Raw genomic sequence first — 22298 nt, 5'->3', positions numbered from 1 at the left:
CATGGCGAAACACGGCAGCAGGGAGTGGCTTGGCATGACGGCAACGGAGCGTAGCCCCGGTCTGGAAAAGCAGGAGCTGAGACGCAGGATTCTTGCGATCCGCGATGCGCTTGATCCGCGCTTTCATTACGAGGCTTCTCTGGCGGCTGCCAAAAAGGGTGAGGCCGCAATCGACGTTCCCAAAGGCACCCTGATTGCAGGCTACTGGCCGATCCGGTCCGAAATCGATCCGCGTCCCCTTTTGTCCGCCTTCCGCGCCAAAGGCGCACGGCTCTGCCTGCCCGTCGTTCTGGACAAGGAAACGATTGCCTTTCGTGAATATCTGCCGGACACCGAGCTGGTGCAGACTGGTTTCGGCACGATGGGACCGGGGGAGGACGCGCCGGTTGTGGATCCGGCGATCATGCTGATGCCGCTTGCCGGCTTCGACCGGCGCGGTCACAGGCTCGGCTACGGTGCCGGGCATTACGACCGCGCGCTGGCACGCTTTACCGAGCGCGGTTTGCAGCCGCTGCTGATCGGCATGGCTTTCGACTGTCAGGAAGTCGAACATGTGCCCGATGAGCCGCACGATATCGCGCTCAACCAGATACTGACTGAAAGCGGCCTGCGTTCGCTTGGAACCGGGTCGGCGCTCTAGTTTTTGCTCCTGCATTTATGCGATGTCAGACGATGCCGCCTGACTGCAAAATGCCCTGACCGGCTTGCGTTCGCTTGGCGCAGGTTTATAAGGCAATCTCATGAGATTGCTTTTTCTTGGTGATATGGTGGGCCGGTCGGGCCGTACCGCGGTTTATGAAAAGCTGCCGGGGCTGATTTCCGATCTGAAGCTGGACTTCGTTATCGTCAACGGCGAGAACGCCGCTGGCGGTTTCGGCATTACCGAAGAGATTTTTCACGACACCATTCGTGCGGGTGCCGACGTGGTGACGACCGGCAACCATGTGTGGGATCAGCGCGAGGCGCTGGATTTCTCCAGGCGCGAAGATCGCTTCCTGCGCCCGGCCAATTTCCCGAAAGGGACGGCGGGCAAGGGCGAAGGGCTTTATATCGCCAAGAACGGTGCCCGTGTTCTGGTTTCGAATATCATGGGCCGGGTGTTCATGCATCCGGATCTCGACGATCCTTTCATCGCTGCCGAGAAAATTCTGGAGGCCTGCCCGCTTGGTGAACAGGCCGATGCCGTCTTCTTCGACTTCCATGCCGAGGCGACCAGTGAAAAACAGTGTTTCGGCCACTTTGTCGATGGTCGTGCAAGCGCGGTTGTCGGCACGCACACGCATGTGCCGACGGCCGATTGCCAGATATTGCGCAATGGCACGGCCTATATGTCGGATGCAGGCATGTGCGGCGATTACGACTCGTCGCTTGGCATGGATAAGGAAGAGCCGCTCAACCGCTTCCTGTCCAAAGTGCCGAAAGGACGGTTCGAGGCGGCGAACGGCCCTGCCACCATCTGCGGCGTCGGCATCGAGATTTCGGACCGCACAGGGCTTGCAGAAAAGGCCGCTCCCCTGCGCATCGGCGCGCATCTGGAAGAGACGATACCGGCGTTCTGGAGTTAACCGTTTCAGCAACGGCTTTCGGTTGCAGAAACAGGTGCGGTGACCTTCACGCCCTCGAAATTTTCCGGTCCCGCAATCCGGGTGCACAGATCAGACCATTCGCAATGTTCGCAGGCCGTGCGCAGCGCGCCGTCGGCGAAGCTCGAGCGCATTGCTGCGAGCCGCTCCGCATCGAGCGTGAACGGGGAAGGCGTAGCAAGAACCGTTCCCAGAAGTTCGCCCACAGCCTTGAGCGCCAGTGCGTCGCGTCTCCTGACGCTTGCTTCATAACAATGACAGTCGCCCCCGCAGAGCAGGGGCGCGCAGATGTCATCGGGACCATCGATCAGAAGAATATCCTCTCCCCGGCTCAACCGCCCGGCAATCGCATCGTAATTTTCCACGAAAGCCGGGCTGTAGCCCTTGCCGACATAAGTCAGCATGCAAAGAAGATGATGGCCACGCAGACGTATGGTCAACGGTTCGGCGCTGCAGCCTTGAGGATCGCTGCGCCGAGAGCCGACTTGATGAGAGCGCCGAGCAGGAACGGCGTCACGCCGAAGGCGATGGCCTTTTCAGCGCCGATGAGGGTGGACAGCCAGGCTGCACCGAGAGCGAGGCAGATCATGTTGGCAGCAAGGAACGAGACGAATGCGAGGCCGACGCGGTTGCCGTTCCAGCCGCGTTCGGCGAGATAACCGGTCAGTGCAGCAATGATCGGGAAGGAAACGAGATAGCCTGCGGTCGGGCCTGCGAAATGTGCAAGACCACCGGCGCCGCCTGCGAGAACCGGAAGGCCCATCATTGCTTCTCCGAGCCAGGCCAGAACCGTGGCCATGCCAAGACGCCAGCCATAGAGCGCGCCGATCAGCGGAACGATCAGGGTCTGCAGCGTGATCGGAACCGGAATCATCGGAACTTCGATCTGTGACGAGACGGCGAGAACCAGCGTGCCAAATGCTACGGCCGCAAGGCGCATTGCAGGGGAGCGGGCTTCGAGATTAAGCGGGCTGAAGGATGGGCGCGTTTGAGTGATGGTCGACATGGTTACCTCGAATTATAGATAAAATTGAGATTCGATCTATATCTTTTTAAAGCTCCTGACGATAAACGCAAGAGCCGAACAAACGGCACCATCCCTTGCTGTGGAAGTTGCGCGCAAAAAAGCCCGTTCCGCCGCCTGAAATCCGCGTGGGGGTATAGAGATAGGTTAAAGTCGGAAGGAAGCGCGTGCGATGGCGTCAGCCGACGATCGCGAACGAATCGCGCGTCTTGCCTGATGCCGTCTTGACGGGGCGGTGTCCGATCCATTGCACGTGCCGGGCGAGGATCGTGGCGGCGCTGTCGACATCGTTCTGGCGCAGCGCTTGTAATATCGCCCGGTGGTCATGGTCGGTGCGGGCTTCCCATTCCGAACGCCACGTGGCGAAAAGGAACCGCGCGCTGGCGGCATGAAGATCATCGATTGCGGCGAGCAGGCGCGGCATTCTGCATGGTTCGAGTATGAGCCGATGAAAGCGGCGGTTGGCGTCTTCCCAGCTTCTGACGTCGCGCGACTTGTCGCCTTCCAGCGTTGCCTGTTCGGCGGCGTCGAGCGTTGCCTGCGTGATGTGCGGTGCCGCGTGGCGGAGCGCCAGAACTTCCAGAGCCGCCCGCATTTCCGCAACTTCCCTGATCTCACCAATATCGAACGACGCAACCCGGACGCCGCGTCGCGGTTCCGATACTGCGAGGCCCTGAGCCTCCAATCGCCGGAACGCTTCGCGGACCGGCACATGGCTGGTCTCGAATTCTTCCGCGATGTGATCCTGTCGCAGTTTGGTGCCCGGCTCGATCTCGCCCGCAATGATGCGGTCGGCAAGGATGCGGCTGATGCGGGCTGCGATGGTTTCACCGGGAGTGTTGTGGGGAGGCTGAATCATGAATTTATAGATAATCGGCTTTGCTCGCCGGGTCGAGCGATATTGCCTTTATTGACAGGGAATCGATGTTTGTAGCGCTTTTGCTGGACGAATGGGCCTGAATTCCTTATAACGCCGCCATTCTGCACGGAAAGCACTGTGGCCCGACCGCGGCCCTTCTCTGCTTGATCTCTGTTTCATGCGTGACGCTTCCGTGCGCAGCATTTTAAACAGAACAGGGGTGCCATGGCCGGCCATTCACAGTTTAAGAATATCATGCACCGCAAGGGCCGTCAGGATGCGGTGCGGTCGAAAATGTTTTCCAAGCTCGGGCGCGAAATCACCGTTGCTGCCAAGCAGGGTCTGCCTGATCCCGCGATGAACCCGCGTCTGCGTCTGGCGATCCAGAACGCCAAGGCGCAGTCCATGCCAAAGGACAATATCGAGCGCGCCATCAAGAAGGCTGCCGGTAATGACGGCGAGAACTATGATGAAGTGCGCTACGAAGGCCGTGGTCCCGGCGGCGTATCGGTCATCGTGGAAGCGCTGACGGACAACCGCAACCGCACGGCATCCAATGTCCGTGCAGCCTTTACGAAGTCGGGCGGTGCGCTGGGCGAAACCGGTTCGGTTTCCTTCATGTTCGATCGCGTTGGCGAAATCATCTACAAGTCGTCTGTTGGTGATGCCGACAAGGTGATGGAAGCAGCCATCGAAGCTGGCGCCGACGATGTGCAGTCCGGCGAAGAAGAACACGTCATCATCTGCGCGTTTGAAGACATCGGCGAAGTGTCGAAGGCTCTGGAAGCTGCACTCGGTGAAGCCGAATCGATCAAGACGATCTGGAAGCCCCAGACCAATACCGAGCTGGACGAGGAAAAGGCGCGTTCTGTTCTCAAGCTTCTCAACGTGCTTGAAGACGATGACGACGTGCAGAACGTCTACACGAACTTCGAAGTCAGCGACGAAGTGATGGAAAAGCTGAGCGCCTGATCCGGTTCTCAAGATTGTTTTTGAAAAATCCCGGCCTTGTCCGGGATTTTTTGTGCCTTGCGAAACGAAGAACCAGGGCAATAAAAAACCCCGCCGAGGCGGGGCTTTTCAACCAGATGCAATATCGGATCAGATGCCGAGATTGCCGAAACGGTTCTTGAACTTCGTAACGCGACCGCCGCGATCGAGCAGGGTCTGCGAACCGCCCGTCCAAGCCGGATGGGTGGTCGGGTCGATATCGAGGTTCATCGTATCGCCTTCCTTGCCCCAGGTCGAGCGGGTCGTGTATTCGGTGCCATCGGTCATCACGACCTTGATGGTGTGGTAGTCGGGATGGATATTGGCTTTCATCTTCTCAATCCTGAAAGTCTGGGGTGAAAAGCGCAGCCTTGACTATCGAAACTGCGGCACTTTCGCCCAATGGCAGATATGAAGACCCATTACCTGCAGGCAACGGCTTCCAAAAGGGTTGGCGAGCCTATACATCAGGCGCACGGCAATAACAAGGGCGCAAACACAAGAATGGCCGACCGGGATACTGAAATTGATATGAATCATGAATTGACCGCAAAAGAAAGCCGCCAACGCCGTTCGTTGAAGCCACTCAAGAGAGTGGCGCCGTTCCTCGCGCCCTATAAGGGGCTGGTTGCAGGTGCGCTCTTCTCGCTGGTGCTTGCCGCCGTGACGACCCTTGCCGTGCCGGTCGCGTTGCGCCGCATGATCGATCACGGCTTCACCGGTTCGAATGCGATCTTCGTCAATAACTACTTCGGCATGCTCGTGGCGCTGGCGCTCATTCTCGCGCTTGCATCGGGCCTGCGCTACTTCTTCGTGATCTCGCTTGGTGAGCGGGTGGTGGCCGATCTGCGCAATGCGGTCTTTTCGCATGTGACGGCGCTTTCGCCGGAATTTTTCGACCGGTCGCAGTCGGGAGAAATCGTTTCGCGCCTGTCATCCGACACGGTGCAGATCAAGTCTGTGGTCGGCGCGACGGCCTCTGTTGCGCTGCGCAACATGATTCTGGGTGTCGGCGCGCTGGCGATGATGGTTGTCACGAGCCCGAAACTTTCGGCGCTGGTCATCGCGGCCATTCCGGTCATCGTCATTCCGCTTATCGCCTTCGGGCGCTCCGTGCGCCGCCGCTCGCGCATGACACAGGACATGCTGGCGAAGGCCAACGCCTATGCCAGCGAACAGATCGGCGCGATGCGCACATTGCAGGCCTTCACCAACGAGGAAATGGTGGTAGGGCGATTTGGCAGCGCCGTGGAAAAGTCTTTCCAGGCAGCGCGCTCTTCCATTCAGGCCCGCGCGGTTCTGACTGCTTTTGCCATTTTCCTGATCTTCTCCAGCATCGTGGCCGTGCTGTGGTTCGGTTCGCGTGACGTGTTGGCCGGTACGATGTCAGCCGGTACGCTCGGCCAGTTCGTGCTCTATGCCGTATTTGCAGGCAGTTCCTTCGGGGCCTTGTCGGAAGTGGGCGGCGAGCTGGCGCAGGCCGCAGGCGCGACGGAGCGGCTTGTCGAAATTCTTGATGAGCAGCCGGGTATTGCCCCACCTGCGAAGCCCGTTGCCATGCCGGTGCCGCCACGGGGCGAGATCGTGTTCGATTCCGTGCACTTCTCCTATCCGACGCGACCGGATGCGCCGTCGCTCAACGGCGTCAGCTTTACGGTGAAGCCCGGCGAGACGGTTGCGATTGTCGGCCCCTCGGGCGCGGGCAAGAGCACGATCTTCGCGCTCGTCATGCGCTATTATGATCCCCAGTCGGGCAGGATACTCATCGATGGCGTTGCCTTGCCTGATGCCGACCCGCAGGCCGTTCGCGCGCGCATCTCCACCGTGCCGCAGGATGTGGCGATTTTCGCCACCAGCGTGCGCGAAAACATCGCGTTTGGTAGGCCAGGCGCAACCGATGAGGAAATTATGGCAGCGGCAAAAGCCGCCCTCGCGCATGATTTCATCATGGCGCTCGACAAGGGCTATGACACGGAAGTGGGCGAACGCGGGGTGACGCTGTCGGGCGGCCAGCGCCAGCGCATCGCCATCGCGCGGGCAATCCTGCGTGCCGCGCCCATCCTGTTGCTTGACGAGGCGACATCGGCGCTCGATGCTGAAAGCGAAATGCTGGTGCAAAAGGCTCTGGACGGCCTGATGGCTGATCGCACGACACTTGTCGTCGCTCATCGGCTTGCGACCGTGCTCAAGGCCGACCGCATCCTCGTCCTCGACCATGGCCGCATCGTCGAAGAGGGGACGCATCAAACCCTCGTCGAGAAGGGCGGTATCTATGCCCGCCTCGCCAAGCTGCAATTCGATGCGGGGCTAGTGGATTGAATTTGACGTTTGAATCCCGACTGAATGAGATGCTGTTTCAAACGTCAAATTCGAAAAATCCATTAGATACATAAAGTGACAAGAGGTCTTCGTCACCAAATAGACGGGGACGGCTTCTCCCCGTTTATGCTTCTATCTCTCCGTCAGTTTCAGTTCGATGCGGCGGTTCTTGGCGCGGGCATCGGCGGTGTCCGAGGCATCGAGCGGCTGATATTCCCCGAAGCCTGCCGCAACGAGCCGGTTGGCCGGGACGCCATTGGCGATCAGGAATTTGACCACAGCGGTGGCGCGGGCCGATGAAAGCTCCCAATTGTCGCGGAAGCGCCCGGTGCCTGCCAGCGGCACATTATCGGTATGGCCGTCGACACGCAGCACCCAGTTGATGTCGTCCGGGATTTCCTGATTGAGCTGGTTTACCGCATCGGCGAGCTTTTTCATTTCGTCCTGACCGGCGGGATTGATATCAGACGAGCCTGTCGGGAACAGCACTTCCGACTGGAAGACGAAACGGTCGCCGACAATGCGGATATTTTCCTTGTCGGAAAGGATTTCACGCAGACGCCCGAAGAAATCCGACCGGTAGCGGTTCAGTTCCTGCACCCGCTGGGCCAGCGCAACGTTCAGGCGGCGCCCTAGATCGGCGATCTTAGCGTTCGATTCGCGGTCTCGGCTTTCAGAAGCGTTGAGCGCATCTTCAAGTGCGGCGATCTGGCGGCGCAGAGCCGAAATCTGCTGGTTCAGCAGTTCTACCTGACTGAGCGCGCGGGCGCTGACCTGCTTTTCGGCATCAAGGCTCGCCGACAGTTCCCCGGCGCGCTTTTCAGCGGCGGCGCCTGCGCCACTTCCTTCGTTCAACAGGCTTTGCAGACGTGAACGCTCGGTTTCCGCCGTGGACAGCGAGGCTTGCAGATTGGCGATGGTGTCCTGCATGTCCTGCGAATTGCTGCGCTCCAGCGACAGGAGCTGGGTCAGTTCCTGAATCTGGCTGTTGAGGCGGGCAAGCACGCTGTCCTTGTTGTTGACCTCACGGCTGAGCAGGAACTGCGCCAGCACGAAAACGGTCAGCAGGAACATGATTGCCAAGAGCAGCGTCGTCAGGGCATCGACGAAGCCCGGCCAGTAATCGACATGCCTTTGGGTACGGCGGTTGCGAGCAAAAGCCATGGGCCTTACTCCGCCTTGTCCGTGCGGTCGGACTTGCGGTCATGCGGGCGCTCTCCGATGGCCCGGGTGAGGCGGTCGAGCGTCTGGCGGATCGCCTTCTGCTCGTCGGCCTGCTTTTCCACCCAGTCGCGCATGATCTGCTGTTCGCTGCGCATGTTCTTGACGAGGCCCTGTATGCCTTCGGCAAGATTGGCAAGTGCTGCCGTTGTGCGCTGCGTGGATGCATCGCCGCCATGCATGTTCTGCAGGCGATCGGCCAGATTACGGATTTCTTCCGTGCCGCCGTGCTGGTCCGCGTCCGAGCCGAGATCGGTGACGGAGGAAAGCCAGTTTTCCAGTTCCGTATAGAAGCGGTTCTGTGCACGACCCGCTTGCAGGTCGAGGAAGCCTAGGATCAACGAACCGGAAAGGCCGAACAGCGACGACGAAAAAGCCGTGCCCATGCCCGAGAGCGGCGCCTGAAGACCGGCTTTCAGGGCATCGAGAACGTCACCGGTACTGCCCGAATTGGGATCGAGGGTCTGGATAGTCCGACCAATGGAGCCGACGGTTTCCAGAAGGCCCCAGAAGGTGCCGAGAAGGCCAAGAAAGACCAGAAGCCCGATCAGATAGCGCGATATATCGCGGCTTTCGTCAAGGCGGGTCGCGATGGAATCGAGAATCGAGCGCATGGAGGCGGTGGAAAGCGCCATCGACTGGCGACGCCCGATGAGTGCGCGCATCGGCGCCAGCAGTACGGGCGGGCGCGCGGTGCCCTCGCGGTCGCCGTCGCGGAATGAATTGACCCAACGGATTTCCGGCAGAAGCCGGAGCACCTGTCCGAAAGCGAGCAGGATGCCCACCAGCAGAACGCCGAGAATAAGCCCGTTGAGCCCGGGATTGGTGACGAAGAACGTGTGAATCTGCCGCATGAGGATTGCAGCCAGAAAGGCTACAATAATAAGGAAGATCGCCATGGTGAGAATGACAATGCGCGGGCTCGAAAGGCGGTAGGGGTCGTAATCGCGTCCCTCATCCAGACGTTCCCGGGAAAGTCTCAAATCGCTCATGCGTTGCGCTCCATGGTCGCGTGTTTGCACGGGAGCCTACTTCATTAATTCGTGAAGCGGAATCGTCTGGTTACGAAAAAATGAAGGCAGAAATGCTTCAGCGCGCCGCTTTCATGCGACGCGCTGATCCAAAAAGCGAATAATGCTGGGAATATCAGATCGGCTTTTTGATCGTCTTGAGAAGCGCGCCGTGAATGGTTTCGTTGCCGGCGACGATCGAATGATTAGTGAACATATCCTGTCCGCCATTCTTGTCCGAGACGAAACCGCCAGCTTCGCGCACCATCAGGATGCCGGCGCCGAGATCCCACGGATGCATGCCATCTTCCCAGAAGCCGTCCAGGCGGCCGCCAGCGACATAGGCGAGATCGAGCGCGACAGCACCCATGCGGCGGATGCCTGCGGTTTCGGCCATGACATTGCGCAGCTCGACCAGATAATGGCCGTGATGGCCGCGGCCCAGATGCGGGATGCCGGTGCCGATGACGGAATCGACCAGCTTGTTGCGCGATGCGACGCGCAGGCGGCGGTCGTTGAGGAATGCGCCGCCACCGCGTTCTGCGGTGTAAAGCTCGTCCATGGCCGGATTGTAGATGACGCCGGCGACGATCTGTCCCTGACGCTCAAGTGCGATGGAAACAGCAAAAACCGGAATGCCGTGCAGGAAGTTCGTGGTGCCGTCGAGCGGATCGACCAGCCAGCGGTGCTGTCCGTCCTTGGATTCAATCTCGCCGGATTCTTCCATCAGGAAGCCGTAATCCGGGCGGGCGCGGCTCAATTCCGTGTAGACGATCTTTTCGGCGCGGCGGTCTGCCTGGCTGACATAGTCGCCGGGGCCCTTGAGAGAAACCTGAAGATTCTGGACTTCGCCAAAATCGCGAGCGAGGCTGCGGCCGGCCTTCATAGCGGCCTGTACCATAACGTTGAGAAGGGCTGAGCGGGCCATTTCATTGTCCTTGTAAGCACGATCCCTAAGCGTGGAGTTTAAAGAGGATCATGCATTTCGTTAAAAAGAGAGGGCGAACATCCAGCCGCGAACATATACGGCGGACGGTCAGGGAATTGAGCGATCTGAGAAAGAACGGTCGCAAGGATGCGACATGCGGCGCCCCGGCGGGACGCCGCCATAGTCAGAAACGGATCAGGCGCGGCTGACGTAGGTCAGTTCGTTGGTATCGACGATCACGCGTTCGCCCGATTCGATGAATGGCGGAACGAGGATGCGGATACCGTTTTCAAGTACCGCCGGCTTGTAGGACGAAGCGGCGGTCTGGCCCTTGACGACCGGATCGGCTTCGGTGATGGCGAGCGTGACCTGATCCGGCAGGCGGATCCCGATCGGCTTTTCTTCGTAAAGTTCGACAGTGACCATCATGCCGTCCTGCAGGAAGGCGGAGCGGTCGCCGACGAAATCCTTGGCCAGCTCGAGCTGCTCGTAGGATTCCGTGTCCATGAAGATCAGCGCTTCACCCTGTTCGTAGAGGAACGAGAAATCCTTCTGTTCCAGACGAACGCGCTCGACGGTTTCGGCGGCGCGGAAACGTTCGTTGAGCTTGGTGCCGTTGATGAGGTTCTTCAGTTCGACCTGATTGTAGGCGCCGCCCTTGCCGGGCTTGACGGCATTGGTCTTGACTGCAACCCACAGGCCGCCAGCATGTTCGATGACATTGCCGGGGCGGATTTCGTTACCATTGATCTTCATGAGCTTGGTCCGGAATGAAAATGTGAAACTATGTGCGGCCCGGCTTTATTTCGGGGATTGCCTGAGCATCTCATATTCGAGCCGCGATAATCGCGTTTCCAAGACCATAAAACGACGCTTTGTGCAAGCCTGACCACGAAAAGAGGGCCGGTCCGGTTTGAAAAAACCGCTCAAAAATCAGCGGACGCGCAGGTTATTGGCGGTTTCTATGGCTTGCTTGATCTGATCGTCAGCCAGTCCGTCCATCATGTCGTTGAGGTCCGGCGCGCGGAAACCGGCGCGCTGGGCGACGATATACCAGGCGGCCGCCTTCACCAGATCGCCTTCGGTGCCGATGCCATCGCGGTAGAGGCGGGCAAGCCATGCCTGCGCCATAACCATGCCGCGCTGCGCGCCAAGCTGCATCCAGCCGAAACCCTGTTCGTAATTGCGGTCGCCGCCGCGCCCCTCGATCAGCCAGCGGCCAAGGTCGAATTGTGCGGTGTCATAGCCTTGCGCCGCTGCGAGCAGGAGATAGACGCGCGCTTTCTTGTCGTCGCGAGGAATGGTCGGGGTGCCATTGGCGTAAACCTGGCTGACCGCATATTGCGCATCGGCAAGCTTCGCCTCGGCTGCCTTCTCGAACCACGGGAAGGCGAGGTCGAGGCCGGGCTTGCCCGGTGTCTTCACCATCAACATCTGGCCGTAGTTGAACTGCGCCATGGCGTTGCCGCCCTCGGCAGCCTTCTTCATCAGCTCTTCCGCCTTGACGGGGTCTTTCGCGGTATAGGTGCCCTGAAGCAGAAGAGCCGCGTAGCGGAACTGCGCTTCCACAACACCATTATTGGCCGCCTTCTCGTACCATTCTGCTGCCAGTTTCTGGTTGGCGGGAATGCCGAGACCGCGCGCATAAATCTCCGCGATGAGCGTCTGCGAGGCCGGGTCGCCCTTTTCGGCCTGTGGTTTGGCCAGATTGAAGGCGGTCAGATAAAGGCCGCGCTGGAATGCTCCGAAAGCCTCGTCCGCCGGCTTGTCGCCGAAACGGCTCGGATCGATATGCGGCATCGGTTCCGTGGTTGCCGGTTGCGGCAGCATGACCGGCTTGGCAGGCTTGGCAGGCTTGTCGGCCTTCGTGCCCTGATGATTGCCCTGCTTGCCGCTCTTCTGGCCGTGCACCGGCTCGCCGGCTGCCAGAACAGGCAGGACCGGCAGCGCGAAAGACATAACGGCAGCGAGAAGAAATTTGTTCTTCATGGGCATCGGCAAGACCTTGATGAGGTATCAGTTTTCAAAGCGCGGCGCTTTTTCGTCGAGCAGCCGGTTGGCTTCCGCAACAGCCTGCGCCGGGTCTTCGGCGTCGAAGACTGCCCGTCCGAGCGCCACGAAATCCGCGCCGGTTTCGGCGGCCGGGATAATGCTTTCCAGCGCGCTTCCGGCCTGCGCAATGCAGGGTATCTCCACCATCTGCGCCCACCATTCGGCGAGCGACAGGTTGCGCGGATGAGCGTCCGGCTTGTTGTCCGCACCGATTTTTCCGAAGAACACATAGTCGGGCTGCAATTCGCCGATTTCCATCGCACCGTGGCGGTCGCGCAGATTGCCGGTGCCGACAATCATCTTCGGCGTGTGCTTTTCTATCGCTTCGGCCAGATCTGCAGCCTTGCCTTCGATATGGATGCCGTCGGCCCCGACGCGACCTGCAATGCGCGTATCATTGAGGATGAGCGCGGCAGCGCCCTTTTCCTGAATGACCGGGATCGCCTTTTCGGCGGCGGCCTGAAAAGTGGCCTCGTCGAGATCGCCGGTGTCGAGAATGACGCTTGCAACGTCACCGCCCGAAAGCGCAGCCGTCAACAGTTTTGCGAGCGCCGCGCCGTCGGCAAGCGGGGGCGTAACCAGCACGATGCGGCAGCGGTCGGTTTCAGTCTGGTGAGCGGGCGTGTTCATGAACGAAGCCTAACGGGAAAAACGTGATGGAATTCGGGCAATAGAGGCGTTCTGTTTACCGGAAACGGAAGCGGCTCTCTATCTATTTGTTTTATCGCATTTATGCGACGCAACCGCGCTTCGGCAAGTATTCATTGGCGAAACACGTTCCCGGTCAGGCCAGTCCGGACTGGCATAATGTTATCCACTGGAACGAAAGTTGATCGGAACCAACCCGGTTCTGCACGAATTTACGGATATATAACCCACACCAAGACCGGGCACTGAACGCCCCGGCAGAACGTGTGAAACCGTTCCGGCCCCCCATCCGGAATGACACGAAGAAGATTGGAAAGTCCTCGCAATCCCAAGTGCAGGTGCTTTCCTTCAAGGATAGGCAGGCTGGTAAATGAATATTGCGACCGCTGGAGAAGCGATGCACGCACCCAATGCGAAAATGCGCGATACGCGCATTGACGTGTTCCGTGCGCTCGCGCTGCTAACGATCTTCATCAACCATGTACCCGGCACGATCTACGAGAATCTCACACACAGGAATCTCGGATTTTCCGATTCGGCCGAAGCCTTCGTGCTGATTTCCGGCATGGCCGTCGCGCTTGCCTATGGATCGAAGTTCGCTCCCGGCAATCGCCTGCTTCTGTCGCTCAAGATGTGGCGCCGCGCCGGTGTGCTCTATACCGCGCATATCATGACGACCATGGCGACCATCGCCATCTTCGCGGCCGCTGCCCTTTTCCTTAAGCGTTCGGAACTCCTGACGCAGATCAACATCGCTCCGCTGGTCAAGCATCCGGTCGAAGCGTTGTTCGGCATCGTCACGATGGGCCACCAGCTCGGCTATAACAACATTCTGTCCATGTACGCCGTGATGCTCGTCCTGACCCCGGTCCTGCTTCTGCTGGCGCGCATCAGCCTGCCGCTGATGCTTGGCGTTTCCGGCACGGTCTGGTTCCTCTCGGGCCTCTATCACGTGGCACCGGTCAATTATCCGACCGAGGGCGTCTGGTTCCTCAATCCGCTGTCCTGGCAGTTCCTGTTCGCAATCGGTATCGCAGGCGTGATGCATGTGCGTCGCGGAGGCGAACTGCCGAAGCATCCGTTGCTGATCGGCCTTGCGGTCGGCTATCTGGTGCTGGCGCTGGCGTGGGTGCGCATCCCGCTCTGGGGTATCGATGCATCGATGGGAATGCCGATGGTCATCACCGGCTTCGACAAGACGTTCCTGTCGGGTCCCCGCCTGCTGCACGTGCTGGCCATTGCCTATCTTATTGCCGTGGTCCCCACGCTGAACAACATCGCCCGCACTGCGCCCGACAATCCGCTCGCCATTCTCGGCAAGCATTCGCTGCCGGTCTTCATTGCCGGTACGCTGCTGGCGATGGTGGCACAGGTGATGAAGCTGGTGAACCCCGGCGGCCTGCCATATGACACGCTGCTGATCGCAACCGGCATCGTGATGCAATTCGCATTGGCCTATTATCTGGAATGGCTGCCGACCATCGGCTGGAGCAAGAAGGGCGCAGCCGCTTCGGCCAAGCCCGGCGTTCCCGCTGCCGAACCCGTCAAGATGCAGCTCGCCTCAAGCGGAAAGCCTGCGATGCAGCGATATTGACCACGGATAAGCCGGGCGCTTCGGGCGGCTTTTCTTTCGGCCGAAGCGCGGAATCGTTTGAGATTATCCACAGAGCGGAGCGGAAATTAACCATTCATTAATCTTAAGAATGTTAAATGGTTTACATCCAGTTCGGCTGGATTCTTACCGAGTGGTTTAGCCACTCTGTTTGACGCCTCCCTGTTAAACTCCTGAGAGCCGCCCTTGCGGCTCTTTTTTTATGCGCTTTTTGCTGCACATCCCGGAAATGTCGGCTTTCCACGCGCCGCCACGTGGAACGAAATCAACTGCCGATCCGTTCTATTTGCGGACTTTCTTTAAAAGCCCCTGAAAATGTTAACCGAACGTTAAACATAAACTTGCGCGACGGTGCATGAAAGTGCAGTTTGTCGTGGACTTGTTTAGCACAGCTGTTCCGTCTCAGCCTCCCCCATGGTCGAACAGCGGTTCAATGGTTTCATTCGTATCCGTCCGGCAAATCCCACCGGAGGGCTACGGCAACGGAATGGGCCGCCGATGCCGGCGGTCATGCAAGGTGGCAGAGCAGTGATTAGCGAACAGGGTCAGATGCCGAGCAATATGATCAGCCTCGCGGAGCGCATGGTCTTCTCGGATTCGTTCAAGCCGATCTATACGCAAGGCATGGATATGGTCGAGGAAGCCGCAAGCTACCTTGATGGCGAAGGCCGTGAGGATGCGCGCAATCTGTCGCGCGTGGCCGCGACGCTCTATGCCGCCGAATCGATGCGGCTGACCACGCGCCTGATGCAGATTGCGTCCTGGCTGCTGCTCCAGCGCGCCGCGCGCAGCGGAGAAATGTCCCGCCAGCAGGTTTCCGCCGAAAAGGCCAAGGTGCGCCTCGACACTCCGTCCGCGGGTGAAGCCGCCCAGGGCTGGTCCGAACTGCCCGCCGCCTTCGTGGAACTGGTTGAACGCTCGATGCGCCTTCAGGCCCGCGTGCGCCGGATGGACCGCGAGGTCTACGGTGAGGTGGTTTCGCTGCAGGGCATCCCGCGCGGCAATCCGGTTTCCGAACAGATCGTGTTGCTGAAAACTGCTTTCGGTGCTTCCTGACATTGAATAACCATTGAGCATCCGCGCCCTTCGGGGCGCATGTTTCTCTTTTGTTCACTTTTCTGCTGTCAAGTGAATCCGTCTGAGGATAGGGTTCGCTTATGAAAGAAACGATTCGCATCATTGGTATCGATCCAGGCCTGCGCCGCACCGGCTGGGGCATTGTCGAATCGCTTGGCAATTCACTGCATTTCATCGGCTCGGGGACTGTGACCTCGAATGCCGAGATGGATCTCGCATCGCGCCTCTGCCAGCTCCATGAAGGGCTTTCCAAAGTCCTGCATGAATTCATGCCGCACGAGGCGGCGGTCGAACACACTTTCGTCAACAAGGACGCAACGGCGACATTGAAGCTTGGTCAGGCGCGGGGCATTGCCTTGCTGGCTCCGGCGCAAGCTGGCCTGCCTGTTGCCGAATATGCGCCGAATGCCGTGAAGAAGGCGGTTATCGGCGTCGGACACGGTGAAAAGCAGCAGATTCACATGATGGTGAAAGTGCTGATGCCGCGTGCATCGTTCGATACGAGCGATGCCGCCGATGCGCTTGCCATTGCCATTTGCCATGCGCACCATCGGCAGAGCATTGTAAGCGCCCGCCGGATGCAGGCGCTGTTAGCGGGGTGAGACCAGAATGATCGGCAAGCTTAAAGGCGTGATCGATGAAATCGCCGAGGATCATGCGGTCATCGATGTGCATGGGGTCGGCTATGTCGCGTTCTGCTCGGCGCGGACACTGGGCAATCTCGGTGGCGCGGGCGAGGCGGCGGTGCTGTTCATCGAAACCTATGTCCGCGAGGACATGATCCGCCTTTACGGATTTGCCAATCAGCTTGAGCGCGAATGGTTCCGCCTGTTGCAGAATGTGCAGGGCGTCGGCGCCAAGGTGGCGCTTGCGGTGCTTGGCACGCTGTCGCCGTCCGAACTCGCCAATGCGATCGCATTGCGCGATATCGCGATGGTGTCGCGCGCGCCGGGCGTCGGCAAGAAGGTTGCAGAGCGCATCGTGACTGAACTGAAGAACAAGGCGCCTGCCTTTGCCGGCGATGCGAGCGGCACGATCGGGCTCAAGCAGGAACTTGGCGCGGGTGCCGCGCCTGCACCGGTGGCCGATGCGGTGTCGGCGCTTTCCAATCTCGGTTATTCCCGGGATCAGGCAGCCAATGCCGTTGCAGCCGCACTGAAAGAGGCGGGAGAGAATGCCGATTCGGCAAAGCTCATCAGGCTGGGTTTGAAGGAATTGTCGCGGTGAGAGCCTGTTCCAAAAGTCGCCACGCCGGTCTGCAAACGGCGCTTTCCTGCGTTCCGGTGCTCATGTACATGAAGTACACTCCGCTCCGGTACTCGAAAATCGCCATTTTCGCCACGGCCTGCCGCTTTTTGATTCAGGCTCTGCGCAGCTTGCCTGAACATGATGTTCGTGCGAGGAGGAAGGCATGAGCGACCGCAACCCTCTCATCAATCCCGACAGCCGCGCAGATGAAGACAATACGCTGCGCCCGCAGATGCTCGACGATTTCGTCGGCCAGGCGGCGGCGCGCGCCAATCTGAAAGTTTTCATCGAAGCGGCCAAGGTGCGGGGTGAGGCGCTTGACCACGTGCTGTTCGTTGGCCCTCCGGGTCTCGGCAAGACGACATTGGCGCAGATCATGGCCAAGGAACTGGGCGTCAATTTCCGTTCCACGTCTGGCCCGGTCATTGCCAAGGCGGGCGACCTTGCAGCCCTTTTGACCAATCTCGAAGAGCGCGACGTTCTTTTCATCGATGAAATTCATCGCCTGAGCCCGGCAGTGGAAGAAATCCTCTATCCCGCCATGGAGGATTTTCAGCTCGATCTCATCATTGGTGAAGGCCCTGCCGCCCGTTCGGTGAAGATCGATCTTGCCAAGTTTACGCTCGTTGCGGCAACGACCCGTCTCGGCCTTTTGACCACGCCATTGCGCGATCGCTTCGGCATTCCGGTGAGGCTCAACTTCTATACGGTCGAGGAACTGGAATATATTGTGCGCCGTGGCGCGCGCATCATGCAGATGGGTATTTCGCCGGATGGTGCGCTGGAAGTGGCGCGACGTTCGCGCGGCACCCCGCGCATCGCCGGGCGGCTGTTGCGCCGCGTTCGCGATTTTGCGCTGGTGGCGGGCGCCGACGTCATCGATCGCAAGATAGCCGATGAGGCATTGTCGCGTCTTGAGGTGGACAATCGCGGACTGGACCAGCTCGACCGGCGCTATCTCAATATCATCGCGCGCAATTTCGGTGGCGGGCCGGTGGGGATCGAAACCATCGCTGCCGGTCTGTCCGAGCCGCGTGACGCGATTGAAGACATTATCGAACCCTATCTGATTCAGCAGGGTTTCCTGCAACGCACGCCGCGCGGCCGGGTCCTGACCGCCGTTGCATGGCAGCATCTCGGATTGCCTGCGCCCGCTGAAATCATCCAGCAGTCGCAATACGGCCTCTTCATGGAAGACGAATGACGGAACGACAGGAACAATTGGCGCAGGCTGCCGTATCGGGCGAACTGAAGGACGGCGCGCATCTGCTCTATGCACGCATTTATTATGCCGATACGGATTTTTCCGGCTTCGTCTATCACGGCCGCTATCTGGAATTCTACGAACGCGGGCGCACGGACTTTCTGCGCTTGCAGGACGTTCACCATATCGAGCTGGCGGAAGGCGCGCTTGGCGAAGAAATGGTGTGGGTCGTTCGCCGCATGGAGATCGACTACAAATCGCCGGCGAAGATGGACGACCTCATCCTGATCGAAACCCGCGTCAGCGAAATTCGCGGGGCACGGGTCATCATGGCGCAGAAGATCACCTGTGGAGAGCGGCTGCTTTCGGAAGCGAAGGTGGAAGCCGTAATGATTACCAAGGAGGGCCATCCGCGCCGCATTCCCGATGAATGGCGAGAGGCCTTCACCAACAGCCGCAAGGGCTGAGCTGCGGATTATTCCGCCCGAAATCGTTTCCACTTTTTTGGGGTGCGTTCTATTTAGGCAAATGCTAACGCATCTTTAACCATAATATTCCATTAATCACCCTGACGGAATCGGTAGAGAGGCTGGCTGACAGCGCAGCGCCTTCCTTTCACCAAAATTAACCGTAACAAGCGCCTGATGGATTTAAAGTTGAAATCCGGGATGGCGGTTGCGGTGCGAAGTGTCGGCCGCTCGTCGGGCAGGTACGGCTTCACGTTGAAAAGCTGCGCAAGGTTAGAGTGTCTGTTTTCAGACGCTGGGTAACGGATTTGCGATACCGCCCGGTCATGTGGCCGGGCGTTTGGATTCGAGGACGGTAGATCGATGGAAAATGTTGCGTTAGCGGCCCCCGCCGCCGATGTTACCCTCTGGGGCCTGTTCATGCAGGCGAACTGGGTCGTCAAGCTGGTTATGCTTGGCCTGCTGTTCGCTTCAATCTGGACCTGGGCTATCATCGTGGACAAGACGATTGCTTACGGACGGGCGCGGCGCGCGATTGATCGCTTCGAGCAGACGTTCTGGTCCGGCCAGTCGCTGGAAGAACTTTACCGCAATCTCGGCGAACGCCGCACCACCGGCATGGCATCCATCTTCATGGCCGCAATGCGCGAGTGGAAGAAATCATTCGAAAAGGGCGCGCGTTCCCCCATCGGTCTCCAGATGCGTATCGACAAGGCCATGGACGTGGCGCTGGCGCGTGAAGGCGAAAAGCTGGAATCGCGACTGGGCTTTCTGGCAACCATCGGCTCTGCAGCTCCCTTCATCGGCCTGTTCGGCACGGTTGTTGGTATCATGACCTCGTTCCAGGCAATTGCAGCCTCCAAGAACACCAGCCTTGCCGTTGTTGCGCCGGGTATCGCCGAAGCGCTTCTTGCAACGGCCATCGGCCTTCTCGCCGCTATTCCTGCCGTTATCGCATACAACAAGCTGTCTGCGGATGCCGGCAAGATCGGCGGGCGGCTGGAAGGTTTTGCGGACGAGTTTTCCGCCATACTGTCGCGCCAAATTGATGAGAAGCTGACGCCGCGTAATTAAGCGGCATCAAGCATCGAGTGTAGTTTCAGCCTTCGGGAATCTTGCAATGGGCATGTCGGTCGGAAATCAGGGAATGCAGTCGGGCGGACGCCGCAGGCGCGGCCGCAAGAAGGCATTGATGAGCGAAATCAACGTGACGCCGTTCGTCGACGTGATGCTCGTTCTCCTCATCATCTTCATGGTTTCCGCGCCTCTTCTGACGGTCGGCGTGCCGATCGACCTGCCCGATACGCAGGCCAAGGCCATGAACGCCGACACGCAGCCGATCACCGTTTCGGTCAACAGCGAGGGCAAGATCTACCTGCAGGAAACCGAAATCCCGATCGAAGAAGTGGTGCCGAAACTCCAGGCCATCGCCAAGACGGGCTATGAGGAGCGCATTTTCGTGCGCGGTGACAAGGCTGCCGATTACGGCACCGTCATGAAAGTCATGGCCCGCATTTCCGCCGCCGGTTTCAAGAATATCGGCCTTGTGACCCTCCAGGAGCAGGATAGCTGACGCCATCATGAAGGCTGGCCTGACATCTTCTGTTGCCTTGCATGCCGTTGCGGTCGCGCTGGCAGTGGTTTCGTTTTCCTCGCCGAAGGCTTTCGACGTGCAGGATTCGGAATCGTTCCCGGTCGATATCGTACCGATTGAATCGCTGACGCAGATCCAGCAGGGCGAAAAGACTGCGCCTATGAAGGAAAAGTCGGCTCCCGTGCCGACAACCAAACCGCAGACAGTTCCTAACGCCGAGAATTTCGGCGATCAGGATATCGACACCAAGACACCACCGAAGCCTGACCCGAAGGCCAAGCCGATCGAGGCAGCGGAAGAGCCGAAGGCGCAGCCGGAGCCGGTGAAAAAGCCCGAACCGAAGCCGGAGCCTAAACCGGAACCGAAGCCCGAGCCCAAGCCGACGCCGGTTCCCGCGACGGAAGTGCAGACCAAGCCGGTGGAAAAACAGGAAGTGAAGCCCGATCCGGTGGCGGAAGCCATCGACAAGCAGGCTGAATCGCCCGACGCCCAGACGCCGAAGCTGCCGGACAAGGTCCCCGCACCGGAAGCCAAGCCGAAGCCGCCGCAGGCGCAGACCGCCAAGACGCCGGATCGCAAGCCGACCGAGGAAAAGAAGCCGACGCAGAGCGCGTCCCAGTCGTCGCAGTCCAAGAACGATGCGATTGCAGACGAGGTTGCGGCCCTTCTCAACAAGCAGAAGGCGGCAGGCGGCGGCGCCAAGCGGTCCACCGATCAGGCATCGCTGGGCGGCAAGAAGAATACCGGCGGCTCCAAGCTCAGCCAGAGCGAAATGGACGCGCTGCGCGGTGCGATTTCAAAGTGCTGGAACGTTCCCGCCGGTGTGGCGGACGCGCCGGGGCTGATCGTAACCGTCAAGATGAAGCTGAACCAGGACGGCTCCATTCAGGGCGTTCCGGAGGTGACATCGGGCGGCGGCGGCGATGGTGTGGGGCGAGCAGCAGCCGAGAGCGCCAAGCGCGCTGTCGCACGCTGCGCACCGTACAATCTGCCAGTCGACAAATATGATTCATGGTCGGAAGTGATCGTCAATTTCGACCCGAGCGAAATGTTCTGACCGGGTTTCCGGTCGCCAACCACTGCAAGGACAAAGAGGTCCCAGAAGACATGAAAATCGGCATCATCAATACAAAGATCCGGACGGTCTTTTCGGCTTTCGCGTGTATGATTGCCGCAAGCCTTGTCTGCACCATGCCGGCGCGCGCCGTCGTGGAAATCAACATCAACAAGGGTGTGATCGAGCCGCTGCCGATCGCCATCACCGATTTCCTTTCGGCCGACCAGCTCGGACCGAATATCACCTCGGTCATAGCGGCTGACCTGGAACGGTCGGGCCTGTTCGCACCTATCGACAAGGGCGCCTTCATCGAGAAGATTTCCAACCCGGACGCGGCTCCGCGTTTCGAGGACTGGAAGGTCATCAACGCGCAGGCGCTCGTCACGGGCCGTATCACCAAGCAGCCGGATGGCCGTCTCAAGGCCGAGTTCCGCCTGTGGGATACGTTCGGCGGCCAGCAGATGATCGGCCAGCAGTTCTTCACCACGCCGGACAACTGGCGCCGCGTCGCCCACATCATCGCCGATGCGATCTATGAGCGCCTGACCGGTGAAAAGGGCTATTTCGATACGCGCGTCGTTTTCGTCGACGAATCCGGTCCGGCACAGAAGCGCGTGAAGCGTCTGGCCATCATGGATCAGGACGGCGCCAATGTGCGTTATATTTCGGACGGCCGCGCCATTTCCCTGACGCCGCGTTTCTCGCCGAACCGTCAGGAAGTCACCTATATGTCTTATGAAGGCGGTACGCCGAAGGTGTATCTGCTGCAGCTGGAAACCGGCCAGCGCGAGCTCGTCGGCAACTTTCCCGGCATGACCATTGCTCCGCGTTTCTCGCCCGATGGCCAGAAGGTCGTGATGAGCCTGCTCCAGGACGATGGCAGCGCCAACATCTACACCATGGACCTGCGCAACCGTTCGACCACGCGCCTGACCAACAGCCAGGCCATCGACACCGGCGCGTCCTATTCGCCGGACGGCTCGCAGATTGTGTTCACCTCGGACCGCGGCGGTCGCCCGCAGCTCTATGTGATGGGTGCAGACGGCTCCAACCCGCGCCGCATCTCGATGGGCGACGGCAGCTATTCCACGCCGGTCTGGTCTCCGCGCGGCGATCTCATCGCCTTCACCAAGCAGTCGCAGGGCCAGTTCTCCATCGGCGTGATGAAGACCGATGGTTCCGGCGAACGCCTCCTGACCTCCGGCTTCCACAATGAAGGTCCGACCTGGGCTCCGAACGGTCGCGTGCTGATGTTCTTCCGCAAGGCGGCAGGGGCAGGTGGTCCGAAGCTGTTCACCATCGACCTGACCGGCCGTAACGAGCGCCAGATCCAGACGCCGAACTTCGCGTCCGATCCGGCATGGTCGCCGCTGCTCGAATAGAGCGTTTCGACGATTCAGTTGAA

Annotated in this window: 24 protein-coding genes and 1 pseudogene; 15 read left to right on the top strand and 10 right to left on the bottom strand. The window is 59.6% G+C overall.

The features are described from left to right. Positions 1–34: 34 nt before the first annotated feature. Positions 35–640 carry a 5-formyltetrahydrofolate cyclo-ligase gene (locus JNC63_RS15290; RefSeq protein ID WP_006473229.1) on the top strand — a complete coding sequence of 202 codons (606 nt, stop codon included), beginning with the start codon at positions 35–37 and terminating at the stop codon, positions 638–640. A gap of 100 nt (positions 641–740) precedes the next feature. Beyond that, positions 741–1565, top strand: coding sequence for a TIGR00282 family metallophosphoesterase (locus tag JNC63_RS15285; RefSeq protein ID WP_006467741.1), 825 nt, complete (start codon positions 741–743; stop codon positions 1563–1565). 5 nt (positions 1566–1570) lie between these two features. On the opposite strand, the gene JNC63_RS15280 is transcribed toward JNC63_RS15285, so the two are convergent. The 3 genes from JNC63_RS15280 to JNC63_RS15270 all read right to left on the bottom strand — a co-directional run bounded on the left by JNC63_RS15280 (position 1571) and on the right by JNC63_RS15270 (position 3466). Then, positions 1571–2023 (bottom strand): DUF1284 domain-containing protein, encoded by a 453-nt coding sequence (locus JNC63_RS15280; protein ID WP_063620134.1) that lies wholly within the window; start codon positions 2021–2023, stop codon positions 1571–1573. Beyond that, positions 2020–2589, bottom strand: coding sequence for a biotin transporter BioY (locus JNC63_RS15275; RefSeq protein ID WP_063620133.1), 570 nt, complete (start codon positions 2587–2589; stop codon positions 2020–2022). Before JNC63_RS15275 ends, JNC63_RS15280 begins: the two co-directional genes overlap by 4 nt. A 196-nt stretch (positions 2590–2785) precedes the next feature. Continuing rightward, complete coding sequence (locus JNC63_RS15270; RefSeq protein ID WP_063620132.1) at positions 2786–3466, bottom strand: GntR family transcriptional regulator; 681 nt, start codon at positions 3464–3466, stop codon at positions 2786–2788. A 225-nt stretch (positions 3467–3691) separates the two neighbouring features. On the opposite strand from JNC63_RS15270, the gene JNC63_RS15265 reads away from it, so the two are divergent. Continuing rightward, positions 3692–4438, top strand: a complete 747-nt coding sequence (locus tag JNC63_RS15265) for a YebC/PmpR family DNA-binding transcriptional regulator (RefSeq protein WP_006467737.1) — start codon at positions 3692–3694, stop codon at positions 4436–4438. 129 nt (positions 4439–4567) lie between these two features. Here the strand turns inward: JNC63_RS15265 and rpmE are convergent, their stop codons facing one another. Further along, entirely contained in the window at positions 4568–4789 is a 222-nt protein-coding gene (gene rpmE, locus JNC63_RS15260; RefSeq protein WP_006467736.1) for a 50S ribosomal protein L31, read from the bottom strand. Between the two features lie 69 nt (positions 4790–4858). Here rpmE and JNC63_RS15255 point away from each other — a divergent pair, with 69 nt between their 5' ends. Beyond that, the gene (locus JNC63_RS15255; protein WP_063620131.1) at positions 4859–6775 is read left to right on the top strand and encodes an ABC transporter transmembrane domain-containing protein; all 1917 of its coding nucleotides are present in this window, start codon (positions 4859–4861) and stop codon (positions 6773–6775) included. Positions 6776–6907: 132 nt separating this feature from the next. Here JNC63_RS15255 and JNC63_RS15250 read toward each other — a convergent pair whose 3' ends face one another. The 6 genes from JNC63_RS15250 to JNC63_RS15225 form a co-directional block, all read right to left on the bottom strand. After that, complete coding sequence (locus JNC63_RS15250; protein ID WP_063620130.1) at positions 6908–7939, bottom strand: peptidoglycan -binding protein; 1032 nt, start codon at positions 7937–7939, stop codon at positions 6908–6910. A 5-nt stretch (positions 7940–7944) separates the two neighbouring features. Next, the gene (locus JNC63_RS15245) at positions 7945–8988 is read right to left on the bottom strand and encodes a MotA/TolQ/ExbB proton channel family protein (protein WP_006473228.1); all 1044 of its coding nucleotides are present in this window, start codon (positions 8986–8988) and stop codon (positions 7945–7947) included. A 154-nt stretch (positions 8989–9142) separates the two neighbouring features. After that, on the bottom strand, positions 9143–9934 hold the full coding sequence (locus JNC63_RS15240; protein WP_006467726.1) for an inositol monophosphatase family protein: 792 nt from the start codon (positions 9932–9934) through the stop codon (positions 9143–9145). A 195-nt stretch (positions 9935–10129) separates the two neighbouring features. Next, positions 10130–10690, bottom strand: a complete 561-nt coding sequence (gene efp, locus JNC63_RS15235; RefSeq protein WP_006467724.1) for an elongation factor P — start codon at positions 10688–10690, stop codon at positions 10130–10132. A 177-nt stretch (positions 10691–10867) separates the two neighbouring features. Continuing rightward, positions 10868–11923, bottom strand: a complete 1056-nt coding sequence (locus JNC63_RS15230) for a tetratricopeptide repeat protein (RefSeq protein WP_063620129.1) — start codon at positions 11921–11923, stop codon at positions 10868–10870. A gap of 27 nt (positions 11924–11950) precedes the next feature. Continuing rightward, the gene (locus JNC63_RS15225) at positions 11951–12616 is read right to left on the bottom strand and encodes a thiamine phosphate synthase (protein ID WP_063620128.1); all 666 of its coding nucleotides are present in this window, start codon (positions 12614–12616) and stop codon (positions 11951–11953) included. Between the two features lie 415 nt (positions 12617–13031). Here JNC63_RS15225 and JNC63_RS15220 point away from each other — a divergent pair, with 415 nt between their 5' ends. The 11 genes and pseudogenes from JNC63_RS15220 (at position 13032) to tolB (ending at position 22275) form a co-directional block, all read left to right on the top strand. Continuing rightward, on the top strand, positions 13032–14228 hold the full coding sequence (locus tag JNC63_RS15220; RefSeq protein WP_063620127.1) for an OpgC family protein: 1197 nt from the start codon (positions 13032–13034) through the stop codon (positions 14226–14228). A 567-nt stretch (positions 14229–14795) separates the two neighbouring features. Beyond that, a complete protein-coding gene (gene rcdA / locus JNC63_RS15215; RefSeq protein WP_006473324.1) occupies positions 14796–15302 on the top strand; it encodes a protease adaptor protein RcdA in 507 nt (168 codons plus the stop codon). Positions 15303–15403: 101 nt separating this feature from the next. Next, complete coding sequence (gene ruvC, locus JNC63_RS15210; RefSeq protein WP_002964793.1) at positions 15404–15925, top strand: crossover junction endodeoxyribonuclease RuvC; 522 nt, start codon at positions 15404–15406, stop codon at positions 15923–15925. Positions 15926–15932: 7 nt separating this feature from the next. Beyond that, positions 15933–16550, top strand: coding sequence for a Holliday junction branch migration protein RuvA (gene ruvA, locus JNC63_RS15205; RefSeq protein ID WP_025090967.1), 618 nt, complete (start codon positions 15933–15935; stop codon positions 16548–16550). After that, positions 16547–16696, top strand: a pseudogene (locus JNC63_RS15200) (flagellar basal body P-ring protein FlgI); the annotation flags it as partial. The gene ruvA and the pseudogene JNC63_RS15200, both read left to right, overlap by 4 nt. Before the next feature lie 38 nt (positions 16697–16734). Beyond that, positions 16735–17775, top strand: a complete 1041-nt coding sequence (gene ruvB / locus JNC63_RS15195; RefSeq protein WP_006467716.1) for a Holliday junction branch migration DNA helicase RuvB — start codon at positions 16735–16737, stop codon at positions 17773–17775. Further along, complete coding sequence (locus JNC63_RS15190; protein ID WP_063620126.1) at positions 17772–18242, top strand: YbgC/FadM family acyl-CoA thioesterase; 471 nt, start codon at positions 17772–17774, stop codon at positions 18240–18242. The genes ruvB and JNC63_RS15190 overlap by 4 nt, the downstream gene beginning before the upstream one ends. 363 nt (positions 18243–18605) lie before the next feature. Further along, on the top strand, positions 18606–19316 hold the full coding sequence (tolQ, locus tag JNC63_RS15185) for a protein TolQ (protein ID WP_006467714.1): 711 nt from the start codon (positions 18606–18608) through the stop codon (positions 19314–19316). A 46-nt stretch (positions 19317–19362) separates the two neighbouring features. Continuing rightward, a complete protein-coding gene (gene tolR, locus JNC63_RS15180; RefSeq protein ID WP_006467713.1) occupies positions 19363–19815 on the top strand; it encodes a protein TolR in 453 nt (150 codons plus the stop codon). A 7-nt stretch (positions 19816–19822) separates the two neighbouring features. Further along, positions 19823–20893, top strand: a complete 1071-nt coding sequence (gene tolA, locus JNC63_RS15175; RefSeq protein ID WP_006467712.1) for a cell envelope integrity protein TolA — start codon at positions 19823–19825, stop codon at positions 20891–20893. Between the two features lie 50 nt (positions 20894–20943). Then, positions 20944–22275 (top strand): Tol-Pal system beta propeller repeat protein TolB, encoded by a 1332-nt coding sequence (tolB, locus tag JNC63_RS15170; protein WP_006473325.1) that lies wholly within the window; start codon positions 20944–20946, stop codon positions 22273–22275. Positions 22276–22298: the final 23 nt, after the last annotated feature.

This window comes from Brucella ciceri (genome assembly GCF_041930145.1).
Taxonomy (GTDB): domain Bacteria; phylum Pseudomonadota; class Alphaproteobacteria; order Rhizobiales; family Rhizobiaceae; genus Brucella; species Brucella intermedia.
Note: the sequence above shows the minus strand (reverse complement) of the source record. Positions and strands in the feature narration are given on the sequence as shown.

What these genes read in the sequence shown, in the direction of transcription:
- JNC63_RS15290 (WP_006473229.1), top strand. Translation starts at nt 35, where the DNA reads ATGACGGCAACGGAGCGTAGCCCCGGTCTGGAAAAGCAGGAGCTGAGA.
- JNC63_RS15285 (WP_006467741.1), top strand. Translation starts at nt 741, where the DNA reads ATGAGATTGCTTTTTCTTGGTGATATGGTGGGCCGGTCGGGCCGTACC.
- JNC63_RS15275 (WP_063620133.1), bottom strand. Translation starts at nt 2,589, where the DNA reads ATGTCGACCATCACTCAAACGCGCCCATCCTTCAGCCCGCTTAATCTC.
- JNC63_RS15270 (WP_063620132.1), bottom strand. Translation starts at nt 3,466, where the DNA reads ATGATTCAGCCTCCCCACAACACTCCCGGTGAAACCATCGCAGCCCGC.
- JNC63_RS15265 (WP_006467737.1), top strand. Translation starts at nt 3,692, where the DNA reads ATGGCCGGCCATTCACAGTTTAAGAATATCATGCACCGCAAGGGCCGT.
- rpmE (WP_006467736.1), bottom strand. Translation starts at nt 4,789, where the DNA reads ATGAAAGCCAATATCCATCCCGACTACCACACCATCAAGGTCGTGATG.
- JNC63_RS15255 (WP_063620131.1), top strand. Translation starts at nt 4,859, where the DNA reads ATGGCAGATATGAAGACCCATTACCTGCAGGCAACGGCTTCCAAAAGG.
- JNC63_RS15250 (WP_063620130.1), bottom strand. Translation starts at nt 7,939, where the DNA reads ATGGCTTTTGCTCGCAACCGCCGTACCCAAAGGCATGTCGATTACTGG.
- JNC63_RS15245 (WP_006473228.1), bottom strand. Translation starts at nt 8,988, where the DNA reads ATGAGCGATTTGAGACTTTCCCGGGAACGTCTGGATGAGGGACGCGAT.
- JNC63_RS15240 (WP_006467726.1), bottom strand. Translation starts at nt 9,934, where the DNA reads ATGGCCCGCTCAGCCCTTCTCAACGTTATGGTACAGGCCGCTATGAAG.
- efp (WP_006467724.1), bottom strand. Translation starts at nt 10,690, where the DNA reads ATGAAGATCAATGGTAACGAAATCCGCCCCGGCAATGTCATCGAACAT.
- JNC63_RS15230 (WP_063620129.1), bottom strand. Translation starts at nt 11,923, where the DNA reads ATGAAGAACAAATTTCTTCTCGCTGCCGTTATGTCTTTCGCGCTGCCG.
- JNC63_RS15225 (WP_063620128.1), bottom strand. Translation starts at nt 12,616, where the DNA reads ATGAACACGCCCGCTCACCAGACTGAAACCGACCGCTGCCGCATCGTG.
- JNC63_RS15220 (WP_063620127.1), top strand. Translation starts at nt 13,032, where the DNA reads ATGCACGCACCCAATGCGAAAATGCGCGATACGCGCATTGACGTGTTC.
- rcdA (WP_006473324.1), top strand. Translation starts at nt 14,796, where the DNA reads ATGCCGAGCAATATGATCAGCCTCGCGGAGCGCATGGTCTTCTCGGAT.
- ruvC (WP_002964793.1), top strand. Translation starts at nt 15,404, where the DNA reads ATGAAAGAAACGATTCGCATCATTGGTATCGATCCAGGCCTGCGCCGC.
- ruvA (WP_025090967.1), top strand. Translation starts at nt 15,933, where the DNA reads ATGATCGGCAAGCTTAAAGGCGTGATCGATGAAATCGCCGAGGATCAT.
- ruvB (WP_006467716.1), top strand. Translation starts at nt 16,735, where the DNA reads ATGAGCGACCGCAACCCTCTCATCAATCCCGACAGCCGCGCAGATGAA.
- JNC63_RS15190 (WP_063620126.1), top strand. Translation starts at nt 17,772, where the DNA reads ATGACGGAACGACAGGAACAATTGGCGCAGGCTGCCGTATCGGGCGAA.
- tolQ (WP_006467714.1), top strand. Translation starts at nt 18,606, where the DNA reads ATGGAAAATGTTGCGTTAGCGGCCCCCGCCGCCGATGTTACCCTCTGG.
- tolR (WP_006467713.1), top strand. Translation starts at nt 19,363, where the DNA reads ATGGGCATGTCGGTCGGAAATCAGGGAATGCAGTCGGGCGGACGCCGC.
- tolA (WP_006467712.1), top strand. Translation starts at nt 19,823, where the DNA reads ATGAAGGCTGGCCTGACATCTTCTGTTGCCTTGCATGCCGTTGCGGTC.
- tolB (WP_006473325.1), top strand. Translation starts at nt 20,944, where the DNA reads ATGAAAATCGGCATCATCAATACAAAGATCCGGACGGTCTTTTCGGCT.